Raw genomic sequence first — 19,093 nt, forward strand, 5'->3', positions numbered from 1 at the left:
AAATTAAACCTTTTTTTCCACACTATTGTTTTTTTTTGTACTTTTCGCAAAAAATTCAAGGGTTATGGAACACTGGAAGAAGAAAAATAGTTTCTCATACAAAGATTTGTTATATAAAGCACTGATTTTCGTCGGTACTGTGGCCTTCATTGTTTATTTCCTACCACGGGATGGGAAGTTTAACTATCAGTTTGACATAAACAAGCCGTGGAAGTACGGTCAGTTAATGGCTACTTTCGACTTCCCGATTTACAAAGACGAAGCAGTGGTAAAAAGGGAGCAAGACAGTCTTCTGGCCTCTTTTCAACCCTACTTTGAATTGAATAAAGAGGTGGAAAAGAACGCGCTCGCCAAGCTTAAGGAGAACTACCATACACATCTGAAAGGGATACTCCCCTCAACAGATTACATCCGTTATATTGAGAAAGGGCTGAAGACCATTTATCAATCGGGAGTCGTATCGACAGAGGAGATGCGAACCCTCCTCCATGACAGTCTCTCTTCTATCATGGTGATTGACGACAAATTAGCCAACCAGCGAATGACTGACGGAATATATACCGTAAAGAGAGCCTACGAGTATCTTATATCGAGTGACACCGCCCATTATAACAAAGACATCCTGCGTCAATGCGCACTCAACGAGTATATAACTCCCAATCTGATTTATGACTCCGTACGTACAGAGACTGCCCGGAAAGAGCTGCTCGACAACTATTCCTGGGCAAATGGAGTCGTACAAAGCGGACAAAAGATCATCGACCGTGGAGAGATTGTCAGCAAACAGACATACAACATTCTGGAATCTTTACGTAAAGAGTCTATTAAGCGGAGTGAATCTCTTGGACAAAAGCGGCTGATACTCGCCGGACAAATCTTATTTGTCGGTATTCTGGTACTTTGCTTTATGCTATATCTGGAACTCTTCCGCAAAGACTATTATGAGCGTAAAGGCAGTCTGTCGCTACTTTTCGCCTTAATTGTATTCTATTGCGTCATCACGGCATTGATGGTGACAAACAATATATTTAATGTGTACATCCTGCCTTATGCCATGCTTCCGATTATCATCCGGGTTTTTCTCGATTCACGCACGGCATTCCTGACACATGTCATCACCATACTGATCTGTTCCATCACCCTGCGATACCCCCACGAGTTCATCCTGACACAATTAGCAGCCGGGCTCGTGGCTATCTTCAGCCTGAGAGAATTGTCGCAACGCTCACAACTGTTCCGCACCGCCCTCCTGGTGATACTGACGTATGCAGCCATATATTTCGCTTTTGAACTGATCAGCGAAAACGATCTTTCAAAGCTGAATGTCAGTATGTACATATACTTCATCATCAATGGAGTGCTATTACTGTTTGCTTATCCTTTATTATTCCTGCTCGAAAAGACTTTTGGTTTTACATCGAATGTAACGCTTGTAGAGTTGTCGAACATCAACAACGATCTGCTGCGAAGAATGTCCGAAACCGTTCCTGGTACTTTCCAGCACTCGATGCAGGTGGCTAATCTGGCCGCCGAAGCTGCAATACGTATCGGTGCCAAAAGCCAGTTGGTACGTACCGGAGCACTGTATCATGATATCGGAAAAATGGAGAATCCGGCTTTCTTTACCGAAAACCAGTCGGGGGTGAACCCCCATAAGAACCTGAGTTATGAACAGAGTGCCCAGGTAGTTATCAGTCACGTAACAGACGGATTAAAACTGGCCGACAAGCATAACTTACCCAAAGTGATCAAGGATTTCATCAGCACCCACCACGGGCGCGGAAAGACCAAATTCTTCTACATATCCTGGAAGAACGAACATCCGGGTGAGGAACCGGATGAAGAAGTATTCACATATCCGGGACCTAACCCGTTCTCAAAAGAAACAGCCATACTGATGATGGCAGACTCCGTAGAAGCCGCTTCACGCAGTTTACCTGAGTATACCGAAGAGAGCATCAGCAATCTGGTAGATAAAATTATCGACTCACAAGTGCAGGAAGGATATTTCAAAGAATGTCCGATTACCTTCAAAGACATTGCGACGATCAAAGCGGTATTTAAAGAAAAGCTGAAAACGATTTACCACACGCGTATCAGCTATCCTGAGTTAAAGAAGTAAGGAGTCCGGCACAAGCATCCTCGAGTATATCGAGCACGTATTCAAAGCCTTCCGCACCTCCATAATAGGGGTCGGGCACGTGATCGGCGGGGATGCGGGTGCAGTATTCCGTCATCCGGTGAATCTTTTCCCATTCTGCCGGAGAGGGAGCTTTCTCCCTCAGGTCATCGATATTCCGATCGTCCATGCCGATTATAAGGTCAAAGTCATAAAAGTCCTCTGTACGGACCGGACGCGAACGATGAACCAGTTCATATCCTCTGCGAGCTGCATGAGCACGCATGCGGCTGTCGGGCAGCTCTCCCTGATGATAGGCCAAGATACCGGCCGAATCAATCATGAACTGATCTTCCAATCCGGCCTCTCTGATCAGATGAAGCATCACGCCTTCTGCCGTAGAAGAGCGGCAAATGTTACCTAAGCAAACAAAAAGTATTTTCTTTTTCATTCTTTCTTATTTTAATTAATAAGGTATAAAAATCCGCATGCAGGAACACGCTACATGGATCTCCCCTGCTACACGTTTCTGCATGCGGTATAAAAAGGTATTGTCGATAACTCTACAACGAATTCAATATTTTGTTCGCCTTATTCACCGTTTCAGCAGCCGGCACTTCCGGGAAGTCCTTCAGTTTAAAGGTGGATAGCATTTTTTCCAGCTTCTTAAATCCGTTCTTGTTTTTCTTATCCGTAAACTCTTTACGTAAGATTGTTATCTTCTCATGAGCCTGAACGCCCTCGATAAGTTTCTCGAAACGGATGGAAGAACGTGCTCCCGGATAAACCAGATAAGTATCACCACCGGCCCAAGCCTCAAAACGTGAGTCGAGCAACGGCTCTTTCGGCCAACTGTTATATGCCCAACGCAGGTAACCGTCGAGGTGATCTTTAGCAGAATAATAGCTCATCCAGGCAGCCTCGGCAGGATCGGAGAAAGTAAAGGTATTCGGGAAAGCTTCTGTACAACAGGTGTAATAAGTTGTAGGCAACTGCTTTTGTGCACGGCGTGCCAATACCTCTTTCGGATAAGAAGCGCCGATAGGAATACAGTAATCGTAAATATCAGCCTCCAATTCTTTATGGAAATTTCCGGCCAGCGAAACTTTAAATTCCGGATCAGCTTTACGGATCACCTGCAATGTTTTCTGCATTACCTCCATCGGGCGTTCGTCCATGGCGATGGCACAAATGTCGAACCAGCCTTTTTCACGCAAATGTTTAGAGAATGACTTCAGCATAGCCACCCACATCTCTTCGTAAGCTTTCTCGCCCGGAGCAGTCTTGGCGTATTGCATACTGTTTGTAGCCTGATCGAAGTACTGGAATGACAATTTCCACGGAACCATTGAATAGCAGTTGATTTGCTTGTCAATGCCTACGCTCATCATCATCTCCACCCACTTGTCGAACACACCATAGTCGAAAGCCCATGTGCCATCAACCTTTTTCGTCCAGGTAACCATCGATTCAAAATAGTCATAAGTCTGTCCGTTCCAAGGTTTGTGCATGATGGTAGCCGTAATAATCTTCTGTCCGGCATCCGCCAGCATCTTCATCAACGGACGCATGGCATCCATATGTTCCTGACTCCAAAGCGGAACCTGATAATAGCGTGCCACGGCAAACGGGCTCTGCCACAAATCCAGATGATAAGCCCATTCGGACGGAGCGGGCAATACGCGGGAAGAGACTTTAATGTCCATCTTGAGGGTAGACAGCCTCTGGTCTCCGTCTTTCACCTCAACGGTGCCGCGATAAACTCCCGGAGACACGGTCTGGGGTATCTGGCAATTGATCCAGATAGCTTGGGTACTCTTAGCCTCCATAGGCATGGAAGTCAGCAAGTGGTCAATCGGATCGGCCACCAACAGAGAGTCATAAATAGAATGATCCGGACGATAGCCACAGGCACCGCGTCCATCCTTATTCAGTTCATCCGTCATCACATAGCGGACAAAACCTCCGCTGAAGGCACTTGCCGGAAGCACGTCGCCCTTGGAGTTTTTAAATTCGGAAAGAGAATAATTCAACCCTTCCAGATCGGTACCTGTCCAGACAACAGCCTGAGCATGGAGTTTCTCGCCACGCCAGCCTTCCAGTGTGACGCTTTTCTGTGATTGAATCATGGGGACAACATGTTTTGCATACCGGGTATCGGTATTTCCCCATTGCACCTGAGGAGTTTTGACTGCCGCCCACTCCTTCCCGGAAGGAGTAACCGGATCGGGTAACTCTTTGTAAGATTGAAGTGGGAACGGAGCCTGTCCGGTCGGTGTTCCACATTGTGTCACTCCTTGCTGTGCAAGAAGCGGGCCTGTACTAACCAGGCAAGAAAGCAAAAGTGTCGTGATTCGCTTCATGGTTTCATTTTTTAAAGGTATATATTAAGATTGGTTTTCATTACATAGGATCTACATCATAATAGACAATCAACGATTTAAACCGTTCGTCTTCTATCATTTCCCGTTGTACACGCAAAAGTAATTCACGGGCGCGACTCATTGGCGCATTTTGTTCTATTTTAACAACTATTTTCCGTATAAACAAAGTCTGGATACGGGCAACGGGAGGCTTATCCGGCCCCAGTATACGGTTTCCGAACAATGCGCGCAGCTTTTCGGCCATGGTATGTGCCATCACATCCAGCAATGTCTCGTTCCGGTTCTTCAGATAAACATACACCATCCGGTAGTAGGGAGGATAATGGAACATCTGTCGTTCGGCCAATTGTCCCGCTACCATATCCTCGTAATCGTTCGTCATCACCTGACGGATGATGGGGTGATCTATACTTTTGGTTTGCAGCACAACCCTGCCCCGTTTATTTTTTCGCCCGGCACGTCCGGCAACCTGTGCCATCAACTGGAAGGCACGTTCGTACGAACGGAAATCGGGATAATTCAACATCGTATCCGCATTGAGGATGCCCACTACACTGACATGATCGAAGTCGAGTCCTTTTGATACCATCTGGGTACCGATCAGTATATCAGTCTTCCCTTGCTCAAAATCTGCAATAATCTTTTCATAGGCCGACCGGGTACGGGTAGTATCCAAGTCCATACGTGCCACAGAAGCTTCCGGAAAAATCAGTTTTACGTCATCTTCTATCTTCTCCGTACCAAAGCCCCTGTGCATAAGTTCGACTCCCTCGCAAGCCGGACACGAACGGGGCAACTGGTAGGTATACCCGCAATAATGGCAAGTCAGCTGATTGATGCCTTTATGATAAGTTAGGCTGACATCACAGTTTTTGCATTTAGGCACCCATCCGCAAGTGCGGCACTCTATCATCGGGGCAAAACCGCGCCGGTTCTGAAATAGAATCACCTGCTGTTTATTATCAAGCGCCTCACGGACGTATTGCAATAACAAGGGGGAGAATTGCCCCGTCATCCGCTTTTTGCGGTGTAATTCCTTGATATCTACCGGAATAATTTCCGGAAGTTGAATTTCTTTATATCGTTCTTTCAACTCCACCCATCCGAATTTACCGGTAGTGGCATTCTGCCAGGTCTCCACCGAAGGAGTGGCAGTGCCTAACAACGTCTTTGCCCCATACATCGAAGCCAGTACGATAGCGGCATTGCGGGCATGATAGCGTGGCGCGGGGTCCTGCTGTTTATAAGTGTTCTCGTGCTCTTCGTCCACAATGACCAGTCCGAGATTCCGGAACGGGAGGAATACCGAAGAGCGCACCCCCAGAATAATGTCATATCCTTCTTCCGTCAATTGCTTCTGCCAGATCTCAACTCGTTCGGCATCGGGAAACTTGGAGTGATAGATCCCCAACCGGGAGCCGAACACCCGTTTCAGACGTTCGGTAATCTGAGTGGTCAACGCAATTTCGGGTAACAGGTAAAGCACCTGTTTCCGCTGACGTAAAGCATCTTCTATCAGATGGATATACACTTCAGTCTTTCCGCTGGAAGTCACACCGTGGAGCAAGCAGACATTCTTCTCTTGAAAGCTCCGCACAATTTCATCATAAGCCCGCTGCTGATGTTCGTTCAGAACGTTCAGTTCCACCGTTTGTCCCGAGATACGGTTCAACCGGCCGATTTCCCGTTGATAGACTTCAAAGACCCGCTTTTCTACCAATCCGTTAAAAACGGCAGGAGAAGCGGAAGCACGCTGCAACAATTCCTTTTTCGATACTTCCTTCAACGTGCCGTCTCCCAATACCCCGGAAAGCTCGACGTACTTCATCAACAGTGCCAGTTGCTTCGGGACGCGTTCTAATTTATCAAAATGTCGCCGGAGATTCTCCTCGCCCGAAGCGTCGGCCGTCAGCCGGACCCGGACTTCTGTTTTGGGTTTATAGGTACGGCGAAGTTCCTCTTTTACAAAAAGGGCTTCCTTATCGAGCAAGGATTTAATAACAGTAAGTATGTTTTTCAGACCACTCTCCTTTTCAAGTTTGGTGACGCACTGCTCAGGATCTTTTGCAAGCAAGTCAAGTATCCGTTGTTCCCGTTCGGGAAGGGGAGCATCGGCTTCAAAGTCAGGGTTGTATTCAACAATTGTCTCGCTTTCCAGTTTTAAACCGGAAGGTAACGCCGCTTTGTAGACATCGCCCTGTGTACAGAGATAATAATCGGATAACCATTCCCAAAACCGGAATTGTACAGGGAGCAGTATCGGAGAGGTATCAAGTACGGCGGAAATCTCTTTGACTTCATATTCAGTCGGCGCATAATAGTGAACATTGCAAACAATGGCTGTATAATACTTTTTCCGCCCGAAAGATACGACTACCCGGCAACCGATTTGTACCTCTTCTGCTCCTTCGTCCGGAAGGGAATAAGTGAAGTAACGGGGAAGAGGCAAAGGTAATATGACATCTACATACTTTTTCATCGTGAGGACAAAGATACAAAAAAATCCCCGACGCAAACGCCGGGGATTTGTATATCATCAGATGATTCTGATTTCTTAGAAAATATAAGCAGCAGATATCTGCCACATTTTAGTCTTATAAGAAAAATCAGCCTCTTTCCATTCCGCTGTTTTATTCAACGGGATATTATAATTGGCTCCTATCTGCAAATGCCTCAGTAATTTCACACCGGCACCTACATTAATACCTATCTGTGCGTTCTTTTTATTCAACCGACCAAGGTCCTCGTAATTCTTATCGCCTGAGAAGTTAAAATAAAAATCCGGACCGGCTGCCACGTAGATACCCAATGCACTACCCAAGCCAATAGTATACTTCAAGTTAATTGGAATATCGAGACCATTCTGTCTGATAGACTCATCACCTACTTTGACACCTCTCTGAGAGAACAAAAGAGCACCGTCAACCCCCAAACCTACCAGTGGGATAGTAACCTCAGCCATCGGGCCGATAAAGAAACCGGTAAAGTTGTCTGTTTTTAAATCAGACTTATTAAAATCAGCTTTTGCCAGGTTTACACCACCTTTCACACCAAACTTGATAAGTTGTGCCTGAGCAGGCATAGCCATACCGATACATACAGCTATCATTAAAGCACTAATAATCTTTTTCATAACTAAGTTGTGTTTAAAATTCGGGACAAAGATATAGTTTTAAATTAAAAAAACATTAAATTCGTTTGCATATTTTCAGCAAAGCGCTCTATTCTATAACATTACTCAACAGCATTTTGTTGTTTCAATCCCCAATATAAAGGACTTGCCGTTTTCTCAATAAAAAGATCCATCTTTATCATCTAAGGGAACTATATACGGGATGTACAACTGGTATATCGGATCTTTTAATAATAGACCCGCAACCTCATAAAGTAGCAGCAAAATCCCGGCAAGAAGAAAAAAACACCCTTACCGGAACAACAAATCATAAAACGATTTACCTTTGTAGTACATTTAAGGAAAGATGCCAGAGTGATCGAATGGGCCGGACTCGAAATCCGGTGAACGGCTTGTCTGTTCCGTGGGTTTGAATCCCACTCTTTCCGCACAGGCTTGCAGGTTCCGATTAAGAAAAAGAGCCTTGCAAAAGCCCGTTTCACCACAGACTGTGACACCTCCCCCTTCTCTATAAAGACCGTTTCCCTATCCCTTAAACTGTATCAGCATCAGGACAGGATTATCATCTACTTTCATTCCCGAAACAATCTTTTTCAGTTCACCACTCAACTCACCGGCTTCGTAAGCCTCCACCAAATCTTCCGACTTCAGAATGACTAAAGCGCAATCTTCGGGATAACGATAAAACATGATGCCTGAGACCGGTTTCGAAGTATCTTCACGATTCTTGAAAATATAGCGGAAAACCTCCTGGGTACGGCGATCATAAAGCCATTCTTCATTTTGCAAATCCAGATGATCAATGCTGTTCATAGGTATCTCCATCGGTTGCTTGGTTAAAAAAAGATAGGGTCCCGCCACTCCTTTCAAAAACAAACCATACTGGTTCCCTTCTTCATTATGTGAAGGGGTCCGGACCAGCAAAGGTTTTAAAGCAAAATCCGGCTCCATCGTAAACAAAGTATCCGAGTCCGCATTGCCTATGTAGAACCGGGAACCATTGCAAATAATCGATGGCTCATGCATATAGCCATACAGATGCGCTTGCTCGTTGATGATTAATTTAACTTGCACACATTTTTTCTGCACATAGCTCAAAGAATCCAGCTGTCCGCTCTCGGTAGAGACAAGGAGGTAGGGATGGAACCCGGCATCCGAACCTGCGGAAGGAGTGAAGTCCCGGGAGGCAATCAGATATTCGGGAGAGAAAAGATACATCTGGTTCAACCATATATTTTCGGGATAAGGAAGCGAACGCTTGAACGTGCCATCCAGCGAATAGACGTGAATTTTTTGCCGGTTCATCTCTTTCAGATAAAGTTCGCCATTCTCCCTGTTTACGTCTACCGTCGCAATATCTTTGTATTCTCCCGGACCATTTCCCACCCGGTGGATACGGGTAAGGGCTTTTCCCTCCCGGCTGAACAGACAGACATCTTCACTCTGGTGACCTATCGTCACGATATATTTATCGGACACTATCGCGGCAACACCATTGAACAGAAAGTCATCGGTAGTTTCCAAAGGAATATATTCCACATCGGCAATGTCTTGCAGAACAATCTCTTTTTCAGGGTAACTTTTTGTCATGTCGACAACGGATAAAGCCTGAGTCTCCGCCTGCTTCGTCCCCTGGCATGAAACCAACAGGTACAGCACCAGAAAGTAAAAAGGGAATCTTTTCATAGTATCATCATTAATCACACCGGCAAGATAGAAAAAAAATACCGGATTCAGCTCTCAAACTTCAGAAAATAAAAAAAGAAGTTGTACCCCAAACCGCTGCAATTCTCCTATCCTCCCTAAACGGAAGAAAGAACTGTAACCGGATTGGGATACAACTTCTTAAATATGCTGACCGGATTCCCCGGATCAGTTGTTAGGCTTAATATCGAGTTTAACCGGATGAATCATGTTTTCCGGCTTCAGGATCGTATCAAGGTCTTCTTTCGAAAGAATGTTATGTTCCAACACCAGTTCGTAAACTCCCTTACCGGTCTCCTGTGCCTCTTTGGCAATTTTGGTAGAATTCTTATACCCGATGACAGGGTTGAGGGCCGTCACAACACCGATACTGTTGTGAACATCTTTCCGGCATTTCTCCTCATTGGCCGTAATGCCGTCTATGCACAAAGTACGCAGTGTATCGAAGCCATTCATCAGCAAATCGGCAGATTCAAAGCAACACTGTGCCATAACCGGTTCCATCGCATTCAGCTCCATCTGAGCCGCTTCGCCACTCATAGCCACGCAAAGGTCGTTGCCTATCACTTTATAGTCGATCTGGTTCATCACTTCGGGGATAACCGGATTTACCTTACCGGGCATGATAGACGACCCGGGTTGCATGGCAGGCAGATTGATCTCACCCAACCCGCAACGCGGACCGGATGCCAGAAGACGCAAGTCATTGCAAATCTTATTCATTTTTACAGCTATACGACGCATGGCTGAAGAATACCCCACCAGACAGGAAGTATCGGAAGTAGCTCCTATCAGATCGTCGGCCAAACGGATATCCAGCCCGGTAATCTTCCGAAGGGCCGCGATGCATTTGGTAGCATATTCCGGTTCGGCGGTAATTCCGGTTCCGATGGCAGTAGCTCCCATATTGACTGTCAGGAAGTCCTGTGCAGCAAAGTCCAGATTCTTAATTTCATCTTGAAGGATGCTGGCAAAACCATTGAATGTCTGCCCAAGCGTCATCGGCACCGCATCTTCCAACTGTGTACGCCCCATCTTGATCACATGTGCAAACTCTTCTGCTTTTCTCCGGAAAGCACCGATCACTTCTTTGAAATGCTTCACCAGTTTCAGATGCGTATAATACATACCTATATGGATGGCAGTCGGATAGGCATCGTTGGTGGACTGCGAACGGTTGACGTGGTCATTGGGCGAACAATATTGATACTCTCCGCGTTTATGTCCCATCAGTTCGAGGGCACGATTGGCTATCACCTCGTTGGCATTCATGTTGGTGGTAGTTCCGGCTCCACCCTGAATCATGTCTACCGGGAATTGGTCGTGATGTTTGCCTTCCAGAATTTCTTTACATGCATGGAGAATGGCATTTGCCTGTTCTTCAGTCAGCAATCCAAGCTCAAAGTTAGCCATAGCGGCTCCCATCTTGGTTATGGCAAGTGCATTGATAAACAACGGATACTCACAAAGGTGATATTTGCTAATGCGGAAGTTCTCTATTCCCCGAAGGGTTTGTACGCCATATAAGGCGGTTTCGGGTACTTCACGTTCACCTATTAAATCACTCTCTGTACGGGTTGCTTTCGATAATTCTTCTTTCATAATATATCTTTATTAACAATTATAATCTTAACTGTGTTTATAATAACCAAACTTAAGCAATATTGTTTTGAAAGCAATCATATTCACTATTTAGTTAACATACTTTAAACAAGGAGTGATTTACGTATAATAAAGCAAATACATGTATCATATTGTAAATAGCATCCGATTGAGAGATATTTTATAAAATCTCCTTCATAATGAAAAAATATGCAAATCAGCAAAAACCAATTAACTTCTTTTTTGTTGATTACCATATCATTTACCAATTCAGAGACAATTTATTAAATTATCTTTGCCAAAAAATTAAAAAAGAAAGATATGATTTTACAATTGGCTTTTGTACTGACAGCTATTATTATCGGTGCCCGTTTGGGAGGTATCGGACTCGGAGTAATGGGCGGCGTAGGTTTAGGGATACTGACTTTTGTCTTCGGACTGCAACCCACAGCCCCTCCGATCGATGTAATGTTGATGATTGCCGCGGTTATTTCGGCTGCATCATGCATGCAGGCAGCCGGCGGACTGGACTATATGGTGAAGCTGGCAGAAAAGTTATTGCGTAAAAACCCGTCACACGTCACTCTTTTGAGTCCTATTGTGACTTATCTGTTCACCTTCGTCGCCGGTACAGGACATGTTGCCTATTCCGTACTGCCGGTGATTGCCGAAGTGGCCACCGAAACAAAAATCCGTCCGGAACGCCCTCTCGGTATCGCCGTTATCGCTTCTCAGCAAGCCATCACGGCCAGCCCCATTTCGGCTGCCACAGTTGCCTTGCTCGGACTTCTGGCAGGTTTTGACATTACTTTATTTGACATTTTAAAAATAACAATCCCCGCTACCATTATCGGTGTGCTGGTAGGTGCACTGTTCTCAATGAAAGTGGGCAAAGAACTGGTGGACGACCCGGAATATCAGAAGCGATTGGCAGAAGGGTATTTCAACTCTAAGAAAGTAGAGATTAAGGACGTACACAACAAGCGCAATGCAATGATCTCGGTTCTGATTTTCATTTTAGCAACGGCCTTCATCGTATTCTTCGGTTCTTTCGACGGTATGCGCCCCACCTTCCTGATAGACGGAGAAACCGTTACATTAGGGATGTCTGCCATTATTGAAATCGTAATGCTTTCGGCAGCTGCGCTTATCCTGATGATTACCAAGACGGATGGAATCAAAGCAACACAAGGTTCTGTTTTCCCGGCAGGAATGCAGGCGGTAATCGCCATCTTCGGTATAGCCTGGATGGGTGACACATTCCTGCAAGGCAATATGGGGCAACTGACAGAATCTATCGAAGGATTGGTTCGGCAGATGCCGTGGTTATTCGGAATAGCTTTGTTCGTAATGTCTATCCTGCTTTACAGTCAGGCAGCCACAGTACGTGCACTGATGCCACTGGGCATCGCCCTCGGCATTTCGCCGTATATGCTGATCGCCATGTTCCCGGCCGTAAACGGATACTTCTTCATTCCGAATTATCCGACGGTGGTTGCTGCCATCAATTTCGACCGTACAGGAACAACCAAAATCGGTAAATATGTGTTGAATCATTCGTTCATGATGCCCGGATTGGTATCAACCGTTGTAGCTATCGTACTCGGATTGCTCTTCATCCAGGTATTTTAAAAATACGAACTATCTATTTTTTAACCTAAATAACAGTTGAGTCATGAAAGAACTAAAAAGACTAAGCCTTGTAGTGGTTACACTACTGCTTTCCACAATGATGGCCTTCTCACAGAAGCCAAACATTCACATCCTTGCTACCGGAGGAACGATTGCCGGGACAGGCGGCTCGGCAACCTCTACCAATTACACAGCCGGACAAGTAGCAATCGGTACACTGCTGGATGCAGTACCCGAACTAAAAAACATTGCCAATGTGACCGGTGAACAAATTGTGCGCATCGGTTCGCAGGACATGAACGACGAAGTATGGCTGATACTTGCCAAAAAGATCAACCAGTTGTTGAAACGTCCGGATATCGACGGCATCGTTATCACTCACGGAACAGATACAATGGAAGAAACGGCTTACTTCCTGAACCTGACCGTCAAAAGCGACAAGCCGGTGGTGCTGGTAGGAGCCATGCGTCCTTCCACCGCACTTAGTGCCGATGGTCCGCTGAACCTTTATAACGCCGTAGTCACCGCAGGGGCCAAAGAATCTGTAGGCAAAGGCGTACTGGTAGCCATGAACGGATTGATTCTCGGGGCAGAAAGTGTATTAAAAATGAATACAATCGATGTACAAACCTTCCAGGCACCCAACTCCGGAGCGTTGGGCTATATCTTCAACGGAAAGGTATTTTACAACCAAGCCCCACTGAAAAAGCATACCACTCAGTCTGTGTTCGACGTAACCAACCTGAACTCTCTGCCTAAAGTAGGTATCGTTTATAGCTACTCAAACATTGAGGCAGATATGGTAACCCCACTTCTACACCACGATTATAAGGGTATTATCCATGCCGGCGTAGGTAACGGAAACATTCACAAGAACATTTTCCCGGTACTGACAGAAGCCCGTAAGAAAGGAATACTCGTTGTCCGTTCATCCCGTGTACCGACCGGACCTACGACACTGGATGCCGAGGTGGATGATGCTCAATATCAATTTATCGCTTCGCAGGAATTGAACCCGCAAAAGTCACGTGTACTGCTGATGCTTGCACTGACCAAAACCAACGACTGGAAGCAGATTCAGCAATATTTTAATGAGTACTAACCGGGCATCGGACCGATAAAACCTGAACACTTATGAAGAAATTAATGGCAATGCTGCTCCTTGCGGGCAGCATTCAAGGAGTATATGCACAAAAGGCAGAAAAGAAGGAAATGTTTCTGGAAAACAAATCGTTGTACGAAGAACTGGCCAACGTGCAAAAAAAGACGGATAAGTTCAATCTGTACCTCAATATGCAAGGTAGTTTTGACGCTAACTTCCGCGATGGTTTCGACGAAGGAGTATTCAAAATGCGTCAACTCCGCATCGAAGCAAAAGGCAATCTCAACAGCTGGCTCTCTTACCGCTATCGTCAACGCCTGAACCGTTCGAACGAAGGAGGAGGAATGATTGATAACATCCCTACCTCGATAGACTATGCCGGAATCGGTGTGAAACTGAATGATCAGTTCTCTTTCTTTGCCGGTAAGCAATGTGCCGCATACGGGGGATTTGAGTTCGACCTGAATCCGATCGACATTTACGAATACAGTGACATGATCGACAATATGAGTAATTTTATGACCGGACTGAACGTCGGTTATAATATTACCCCCACCCAGCAACTCAACCTGCAGATTCTGAATAGTCGTAACAGTTCGTTTGACAAAACATACGGAATCACCGAAGATTCGGAAGGCAAATTGCCGGATCTCAAATCGGGGAAGATGCCACTGGTCTATACCCTGAACTGGAACGGCAACTTCAATAAGGTATTCAAAACCCGCTGGTCAGCCTCCGTCATGAGTGAAGCCAAAGGCAAGAACCTCTACTATTATGCAGTGGGCAACGAGCTGAATCTGGATAAGTTCAATATGTTTGTCGACTTCATGTATTCGCAGGAAGGCATCGACCGCAACGGTACTATCACCGGAATCGTGGGTAATGCCAGCGGACACAATGCTTTCAACGCCGGTTACTTATCTGTGGTGACCAAGTTCAACTACCGTTTCCTCCCGAAATGGAATGCTTTTGTAAAAGGTATGTACGAAACCGCTTCGGTTACTAAAGCAACTGACGGCATTGAAAAAGGTAACTACCGTACTTCCTGGGGATACCTGACCGGAGTAGAGTTTTACCCGATGAAGACCAACCTGCATTTCTTCCTGACTTACGTGGGACGTTCATACGACTTCACACATCGTGCCAAAGTACTGGGACAGGAGAACTACAGTACCAATCGTTTGTCTTTAGGTTTCATCTATCAGTTACCGATGTTCTAATACCAATAAAACAGTCCCGATAAACCGGATCGTTTATCGGGACTATTTATTATTTTCAATTCATTCGTTCGTATCAATACTCCTCTTCATTGAAGAGTTGTGTCTCATTTGATTATCAATCAATTATATTTCAAAGAATGATTTTTAGCCAAACAAACCACACCATCTGAGGCTATCAATGGCAAAGATATGTGTTTTTTGACAAACAAATGAAAACAAGCACAACTTTTTGCTATACACAAGGAAAAATCATTGCCCATGTTTTTTCTTTCCCTTATTTAATAGTAGTTTGTTCGTTCTAACGAACGAAATTATCAGCTAAGACTTCTAATCATATTTTCAACATGATTCATGCGAAATACATAGTCATACCTTTCTGATAAAGGTTCAAGCTCTTTTGTCAGAGTTTCAAACGAAGGTTTACCGAATAGCACAGCCAGGCTATCTACTGCTTTTTGCAAGCGTTTACCCAATATGCGTATAGTTTCAATGTGAGAAAGTCTATTAAATAAGGTCCCATATAATATTGCATATTTCATAGAACGAGACGAAACTTTATTGAAATTCTCATCTCTTTGTGCTGGAAGTTTCATTGTATTGCAAAACTTTACAAATTTTTCCAATGAGTCAAGACCAACGTTACTTATGCTCCTTTCCAAACTATCATAAAACTGTTTCTGAGAAAAGTTTCTTGATGAATAGGGTATTTGGTCAAATTTATAACGAAATTTATTAAGATAACATATCTCCATTGCAGCAAACATAGACAGAGAAAAGAAGTTTAAGTCATCTCTAGTTATAACGCCATCACCTGTAGCTTTTACCTGCTCGTATCGCTTACTTATCATCTTCTGATATTTCATTAACAAAGATGTTGATAATTCACCATAACCTTTTAACAGTTGCTTGCTGAGGAAGATATCCTCCTGTTCTTCTATTTCTCTATTATTGCTTGTTTCTGCCGAGCCTTCTTCCTCTTCATCAATGATCGCATCATCTATCGAACGAATCTTTTTTTTAATACTCTCCTCAATACATTCAATCAGTCTTGATGTACGATCTATTTGGAAAATCCTGCTACTTTTTGCATCGTCATTGTCATATTCCGAATTGTATTTTATTTCGGGCAAAGATAAATCAGATTGCCTTTTATCTTCTGATGAAACTTTAATCTTTGGAGAAACTTTTTCACCAGCATCATTAACTAAGTCCCACATTACATCAGATAGCATATCAGCAACCTCCATACCATCATATCCTTCATTCTCAATACGAGAAATGAATCTATTAAGATTACGACTCATTTTCGACGGATTTGTTGTGGCTAAGAACTCAGTCCAATTGACGAACAGCTTATTAGATATAGATTTCTTGTCTTTATCCACTAAATAACATGTATATTGAGTTTTTGCTAACTTTATATCAGTACTATATCTATTGCCTTTATCATGTTTAAGTTCACTTACAAGAGTCTCAATTCCATTGTCGATAGACAGTAGTACTCCATCAGGAATCTCCTCATTGCTATAGACATTTAATTTACCTGATTCGTAATAAGCGGATAATAGTCTTAATCGTCTTCCAGTTTCAGAAGGAGCTTCATTAGAATGTTTGGATCTATTAGTTGGCACATCTATTCTTTTCTTGGTTTTCAGACCAAGTGTAGATAGAAAATCTTGCTTTGTCGAATGATACAAGACTCCAAACTCTTCATTTATGCCTCTGTGAGTTATTGTTCCAAGTCCGGCTAATGTTGCATTTGCACTGCCAACCATACAATATTCAGCATCATTAGTCTTAAAGTGCAAAACCTTTGCATGCAATTGACGTTCATATGTTTTAAAAGCTATTTTACCCCTTTTTGTTTCGCTGAAATCATAAAAATGAATACTGCTATTTGGAAGCATTCCGCTTGGTGGCAAAGCACAATCTTGGTGAATCAAAACATTCACCGTTGAGTTCGGACAAAGTTGGGATAATGTAATCAATGATTCTCCATATTCATCAAAATATGGACTGAGAAGTGTTATAGTCTGCACCTCATTTAATGGCACTAAATTTGAAATTTGTTGTAAAATCCCAGACTGAGAATCATTATACAGTAAAGCAGCATTTAACCCTTCTTGTACCTTGCACATACTATGAGGCACAATATTGAAAGAGGAATCTAAAAATGTACAATTTTCAGGAATCTCACGAAGAATTCTATTATGATCATAGTCGTTACATTGCTTTGTAAATCGGCAGAGATACTGCCAACATTCTTCAATGAGAGGACGATGCGTCGTATCAGTCTCATCTATCATAAAACCTGTAAATGCCTCATGATTTTTTCCATGTCCTGTAACTGTTAGATTACCAGTACCAAACACAACCAATACAGCGTCATCTCCTACAAAGAAATTAATCTTAGGATGAAAAGCTCCGACAGCACTTATAGATGTAATGGAGTACTCCTTACCAATATGTCTAATATAAATAGGAGATACATATTCCATAGATTTATCCATTTGATTGGTATCGGCAAACACATTTATGCTACATACTTGCTTACGATGAAGCATGTTCAATAATTGATTATCGAAATGTATCAAATCTATGGCATAAGTAGTCAATACAGCTGAATGATATTTGCCATTTTTGCCGCCGCTAGGAATATCCAATAATATTGCATGCTCATTCTTTTCCATAATTCTCAATGAATTGTGATGCTATCTCAGTTAGTGTATTATCTTCATCAAGATAACCCATGTCTTGTAAAAAATTAAATAGAGAATTAATACGCGGCGATGTTTCAACGGGATACCGTTGCTCTACTAGAACAATCCGTCCATCCTCAAGAATAAATTTTCTTAGGTCTGAATTATTCTTTCCCATTTTAGCAATAGCAACCACAGTATGTTCCTGCATTATTTGTACTATCAGAGATTCTATAAAGCTAGATATAGAGAATGACAGGTAACGCTCCATATAAGATCTTAACCCTTCACTGAGTATGCCTCGCTGACGTTTCAAATCATTTTTTTTCTCAAACTCCTCTATTTCTTTTGAGTTATTCTCAAATTCAGTATAAAGTCTCAACAGGAGTCTTATCGCATGTACTGCTGCAGAAATATAATCTTGTTTGCTGACGTAATCCCTTAACTCATCATAGATTATATTTATATTATCACTCACATTTTTCCTCCATTCGTCAAGAGAGTTATAATTCATCTCTTTCTCTATAACCGACAATAAAGATTGTTTAATATCTTGAGAAAGTAGTGCAATTGGAGGATTGTGCAATTCATGAATTTTGTAAAGTATTAAGCAGAAGAACAAGTCAATACAATAATGTAGACCTTCACATAAATAATAGAAATACCACCCAAATGCGGCATGCAAATTACCGTCTTCAGTTATATGCAAAAAACGATTCTTTACAAACTCTTGAATCTCTACGCCTTTTGAAATATCATTTAGGAGCAAAAAGATTGTTTCTCTTCGCAAGGAAGAGTCCTCGTCACTTTTCGTAAGCAAATTATTCAAGAACAGCCATTCCTCAGAGCCTACATTTATGCGATGTATAGCTAAAGATTGTAAGTCTTCTATTGCTTCTTCTTTAAGACTTCCATCCAGAATACATTTAAGAAATAATTTCCGGATGTTTTCATCAATACTATTTCTGACAGCATCAGCTAGCTCTTTTCCTTTGTTACGAAGATAGAATCTGCCTTCTTCAATTTTTACAAGTTCATAATAAATAAGAGAACCAAGATAGTACTGGCCAAAAGCTCCACTTTTGAATGTCCAGTACTTATCTTTAGATTCATAATCAGCACCATCTGCAATATCATAAATACCATCCTCTATTTGCTTATATCTACCTTGTGAAACAAACAAAGCTCCAACCACAGAACCAACATTTTGTTCCTTCATAATTAGTGCCATTGCCAACTCTGCACGACGTATAAAATTATATTGATGCAGAGATGTTTGACCAGCAACTTCAAATTTGTCATATTCACTAAGTAGCCAACAATAAAGGCTGTAATAGCGGATGTGACGGGTTAGATTGGTGAGCCCAGGTAACAATTTGCTATAGGTTGCAATTGAACTGTTCTGGATTCCCAATGGGTCACGTCCACCTTTGAAGCCATCGTTCGATGCCCAAAATACATTTGTGATTTCAGATTGCTTGTATTGTGCCATTGTACA

The 19,093-nt window shown here is 43.2% G+C and carries 12 protein-coding genes and 1 tRNA gene; 5 read left to right on the forward strand and 8 right to left on the reverse strand.

Translation table 11 applies throughout. From position 1 onward, the window contains the following. Positions 1–64: 64 nt before the first annotated feature. A complete protein-coding gene (locus tag ISX59_RS16845) occupies positions 65–2,122 on the forward strand; it encodes an HD family phosphohydrolase (protein ID WP_005822149.1) in 2,058 nt (685 codons plus the stop codon). Here the strand turns inward: ISX59_RS16845 and ISX59_RS16850 are convergent. The 4 genes from ISX59_RS16850 to ISX59_RS16865 all read right to left on the reverse strand — a co-directional run bounded on the left by ISX59_RS16850 (position 2,097) and on the right by ISX59_RS16865 (position 7,636). After that, positions 2,097–2,570 carry a low molecular weight protein-tyrosine-phosphatase gene (locus ISX59_RS16850; RefSeq protein WP_005782146.1) on the reverse strand — a complete coding sequence of 158 codons (474 nt, stop codon included), beginning with the start codon at positions 2,568–2,570 and terminating at the stop codon, positions 2,097–2,099. The two genes, ISX59_RS16845 and ISX59_RS16850, sit on opposite strands and share 26 nt — an antisense overlap. A 112-nt stretch (positions 2,571–2,682) precedes the next feature. After that, positions 2,683–4,482, reverse strand: a complete 1,800-nt coding sequence (locus ISX59_RS16855; RefSeq protein WP_032539197.1) for a DUF4091 domain-containing protein — start codon at positions 4,480–4,482, stop codon at positions 2,683–2,685. A gap of 40 nt (positions 4,483–4,522) precedes the next feature. Then, positions 4,523–6,982, reverse strand: a complete 2,460-nt coding sequence (gene priA / locus ISX59_RS16860; protein ID WP_032536191.1) for a primosomal protein N' — start codon at positions 6,980–6,982, stop codon at positions 4,523–4,525. A gap of 75 nt (positions 6,983–7,057) precedes the next feature. Then, positions 7,058–7,636, reverse strand: a complete 579-nt coding sequence (locus ISX59_RS16865; RefSeq protein ID WP_005782143.1) for a porin family protein — start codon at positions 7,634–7,636, stop codon at positions 7,058–7,060. Positions 7,637–7,976: 340 nt separating this feature from the next. Between ISX59_RS16865 and ISX59_RS16870 the strand changes: the two genes are divergently transcribed. Beyond that, positions 7,977–8,064, forward strand: a tRNA-Ser gene (locus tag ISX59_RS16870). A gap of 97 nt (positions 8,065–8,161) precedes the next feature. Here the strand turns inward: ISX59_RS16870 and ISX59_RS16875 are convergent. Together ISX59_RS16875 and aspA are read right to left on the reverse strand one after the other, a co-directional pair. Beyond that, a complete protein-coding gene (locus tag ISX59_RS16875) occupies positions 8,162–9,322 on the reverse strand; it encodes a 6-bladed beta-propeller (RefSeq protein ID WP_032539196.1) in 1,161 nt (386 codons plus the stop codon). Between the two features lie 186 nt (positions 9,323–9,508). Then, positions 9,509–10,942 (reverse strand): aspartate ammonia-lyase, encoded by a 1,434-nt coding sequence (gene aspA / locus ISX59_RS16880; protein ID WP_005782141.1) that lies wholly within the window; start codon positions 10,940–10,942, stop codon positions 9,509–9,511. Between the two features lie 321 nt (positions 10,943–11,263). Between aspA and ISX59_RS16885 the strand changes: the two genes are divergently transcribed. From ISX59_RS16885 to ISX59_RS16895, 3 genes are read left to right on the forward strand one after another with little or no spacing between them, the layout of a single operon-like run. Beyond that, the gene (locus ISX59_RS16885; RefSeq protein WP_005782138.1) at positions 11,264–12,574 is read left to right on the forward strand and encodes an anaerobic C4-dicarboxylate transporter family protein; all 1,311 of its coding nucleotides are present in this window, start codon (positions 11,264–11,266) and stop codon (positions 12,572–12,574) included. A gap of 43 nt (positions 12,575–12,617) precedes the next feature. Then, positions 12,618–13,676, forward strand: coding sequence for an L-asparaginase 2 (gene ansB, locus ISX59_RS16890; protein WP_005782137.1), 1,059 nt, complete (start codon positions 12,618–12,620; stop codon positions 13,674–13,676). A 32-nt stretch (positions 13,677–13,708) separates the two neighbouring features. Beyond that, positions 13,709–14,896, forward strand: coding sequence for a porin (locus ISX59_RS16895; RefSeq protein ID WP_220576084.1), 1,188 nt, complete (start codon positions 13,709–13,711; stop codon positions 14,894–14,896). A gap of 314 nt (positions 14,897–15,210) precedes the next feature. Here ISX59_RS16895 and ISX59_RS16900 read toward each other — a convergent pair whose 3' ends face one another. Beyond that, positions 15,211–17,586, reverse strand: a complete 2,376-nt coding sequence (locus ISX59_RS16900; RefSeq protein WP_008765406.1) for a hypothetical protein — start codon at positions 17,584–17,586, stop codon at positions 15,211–15,213. After that, positions 17,573–19,087 (reverse strand): hypothetical protein, encoded by a 1,515-nt coding sequence (locus ISX59_RS16905; RefSeq protein ID WP_118058501.1) that lies wholly within the window; start codon positions 19,085–19,087, stop codon positions 17,573–17,575. The genes ISX59_RS16900 and ISX59_RS16905 overlap by 14 nt, the downstream gene beginning before the upstream one ends. Positions 19,088–19,093 lie beyond the last annotated feature (6 nt).

This window comes from Bacteroides sp. FSHCM14E1, assembly GCF_019633785.1.
Taxonomy (GTDB): Bacteria; Bacteroidota; Bacteroidia; order Bacteroidales; family Bacteroidaceae; genus Bacteroides; species Bacteroides hominis.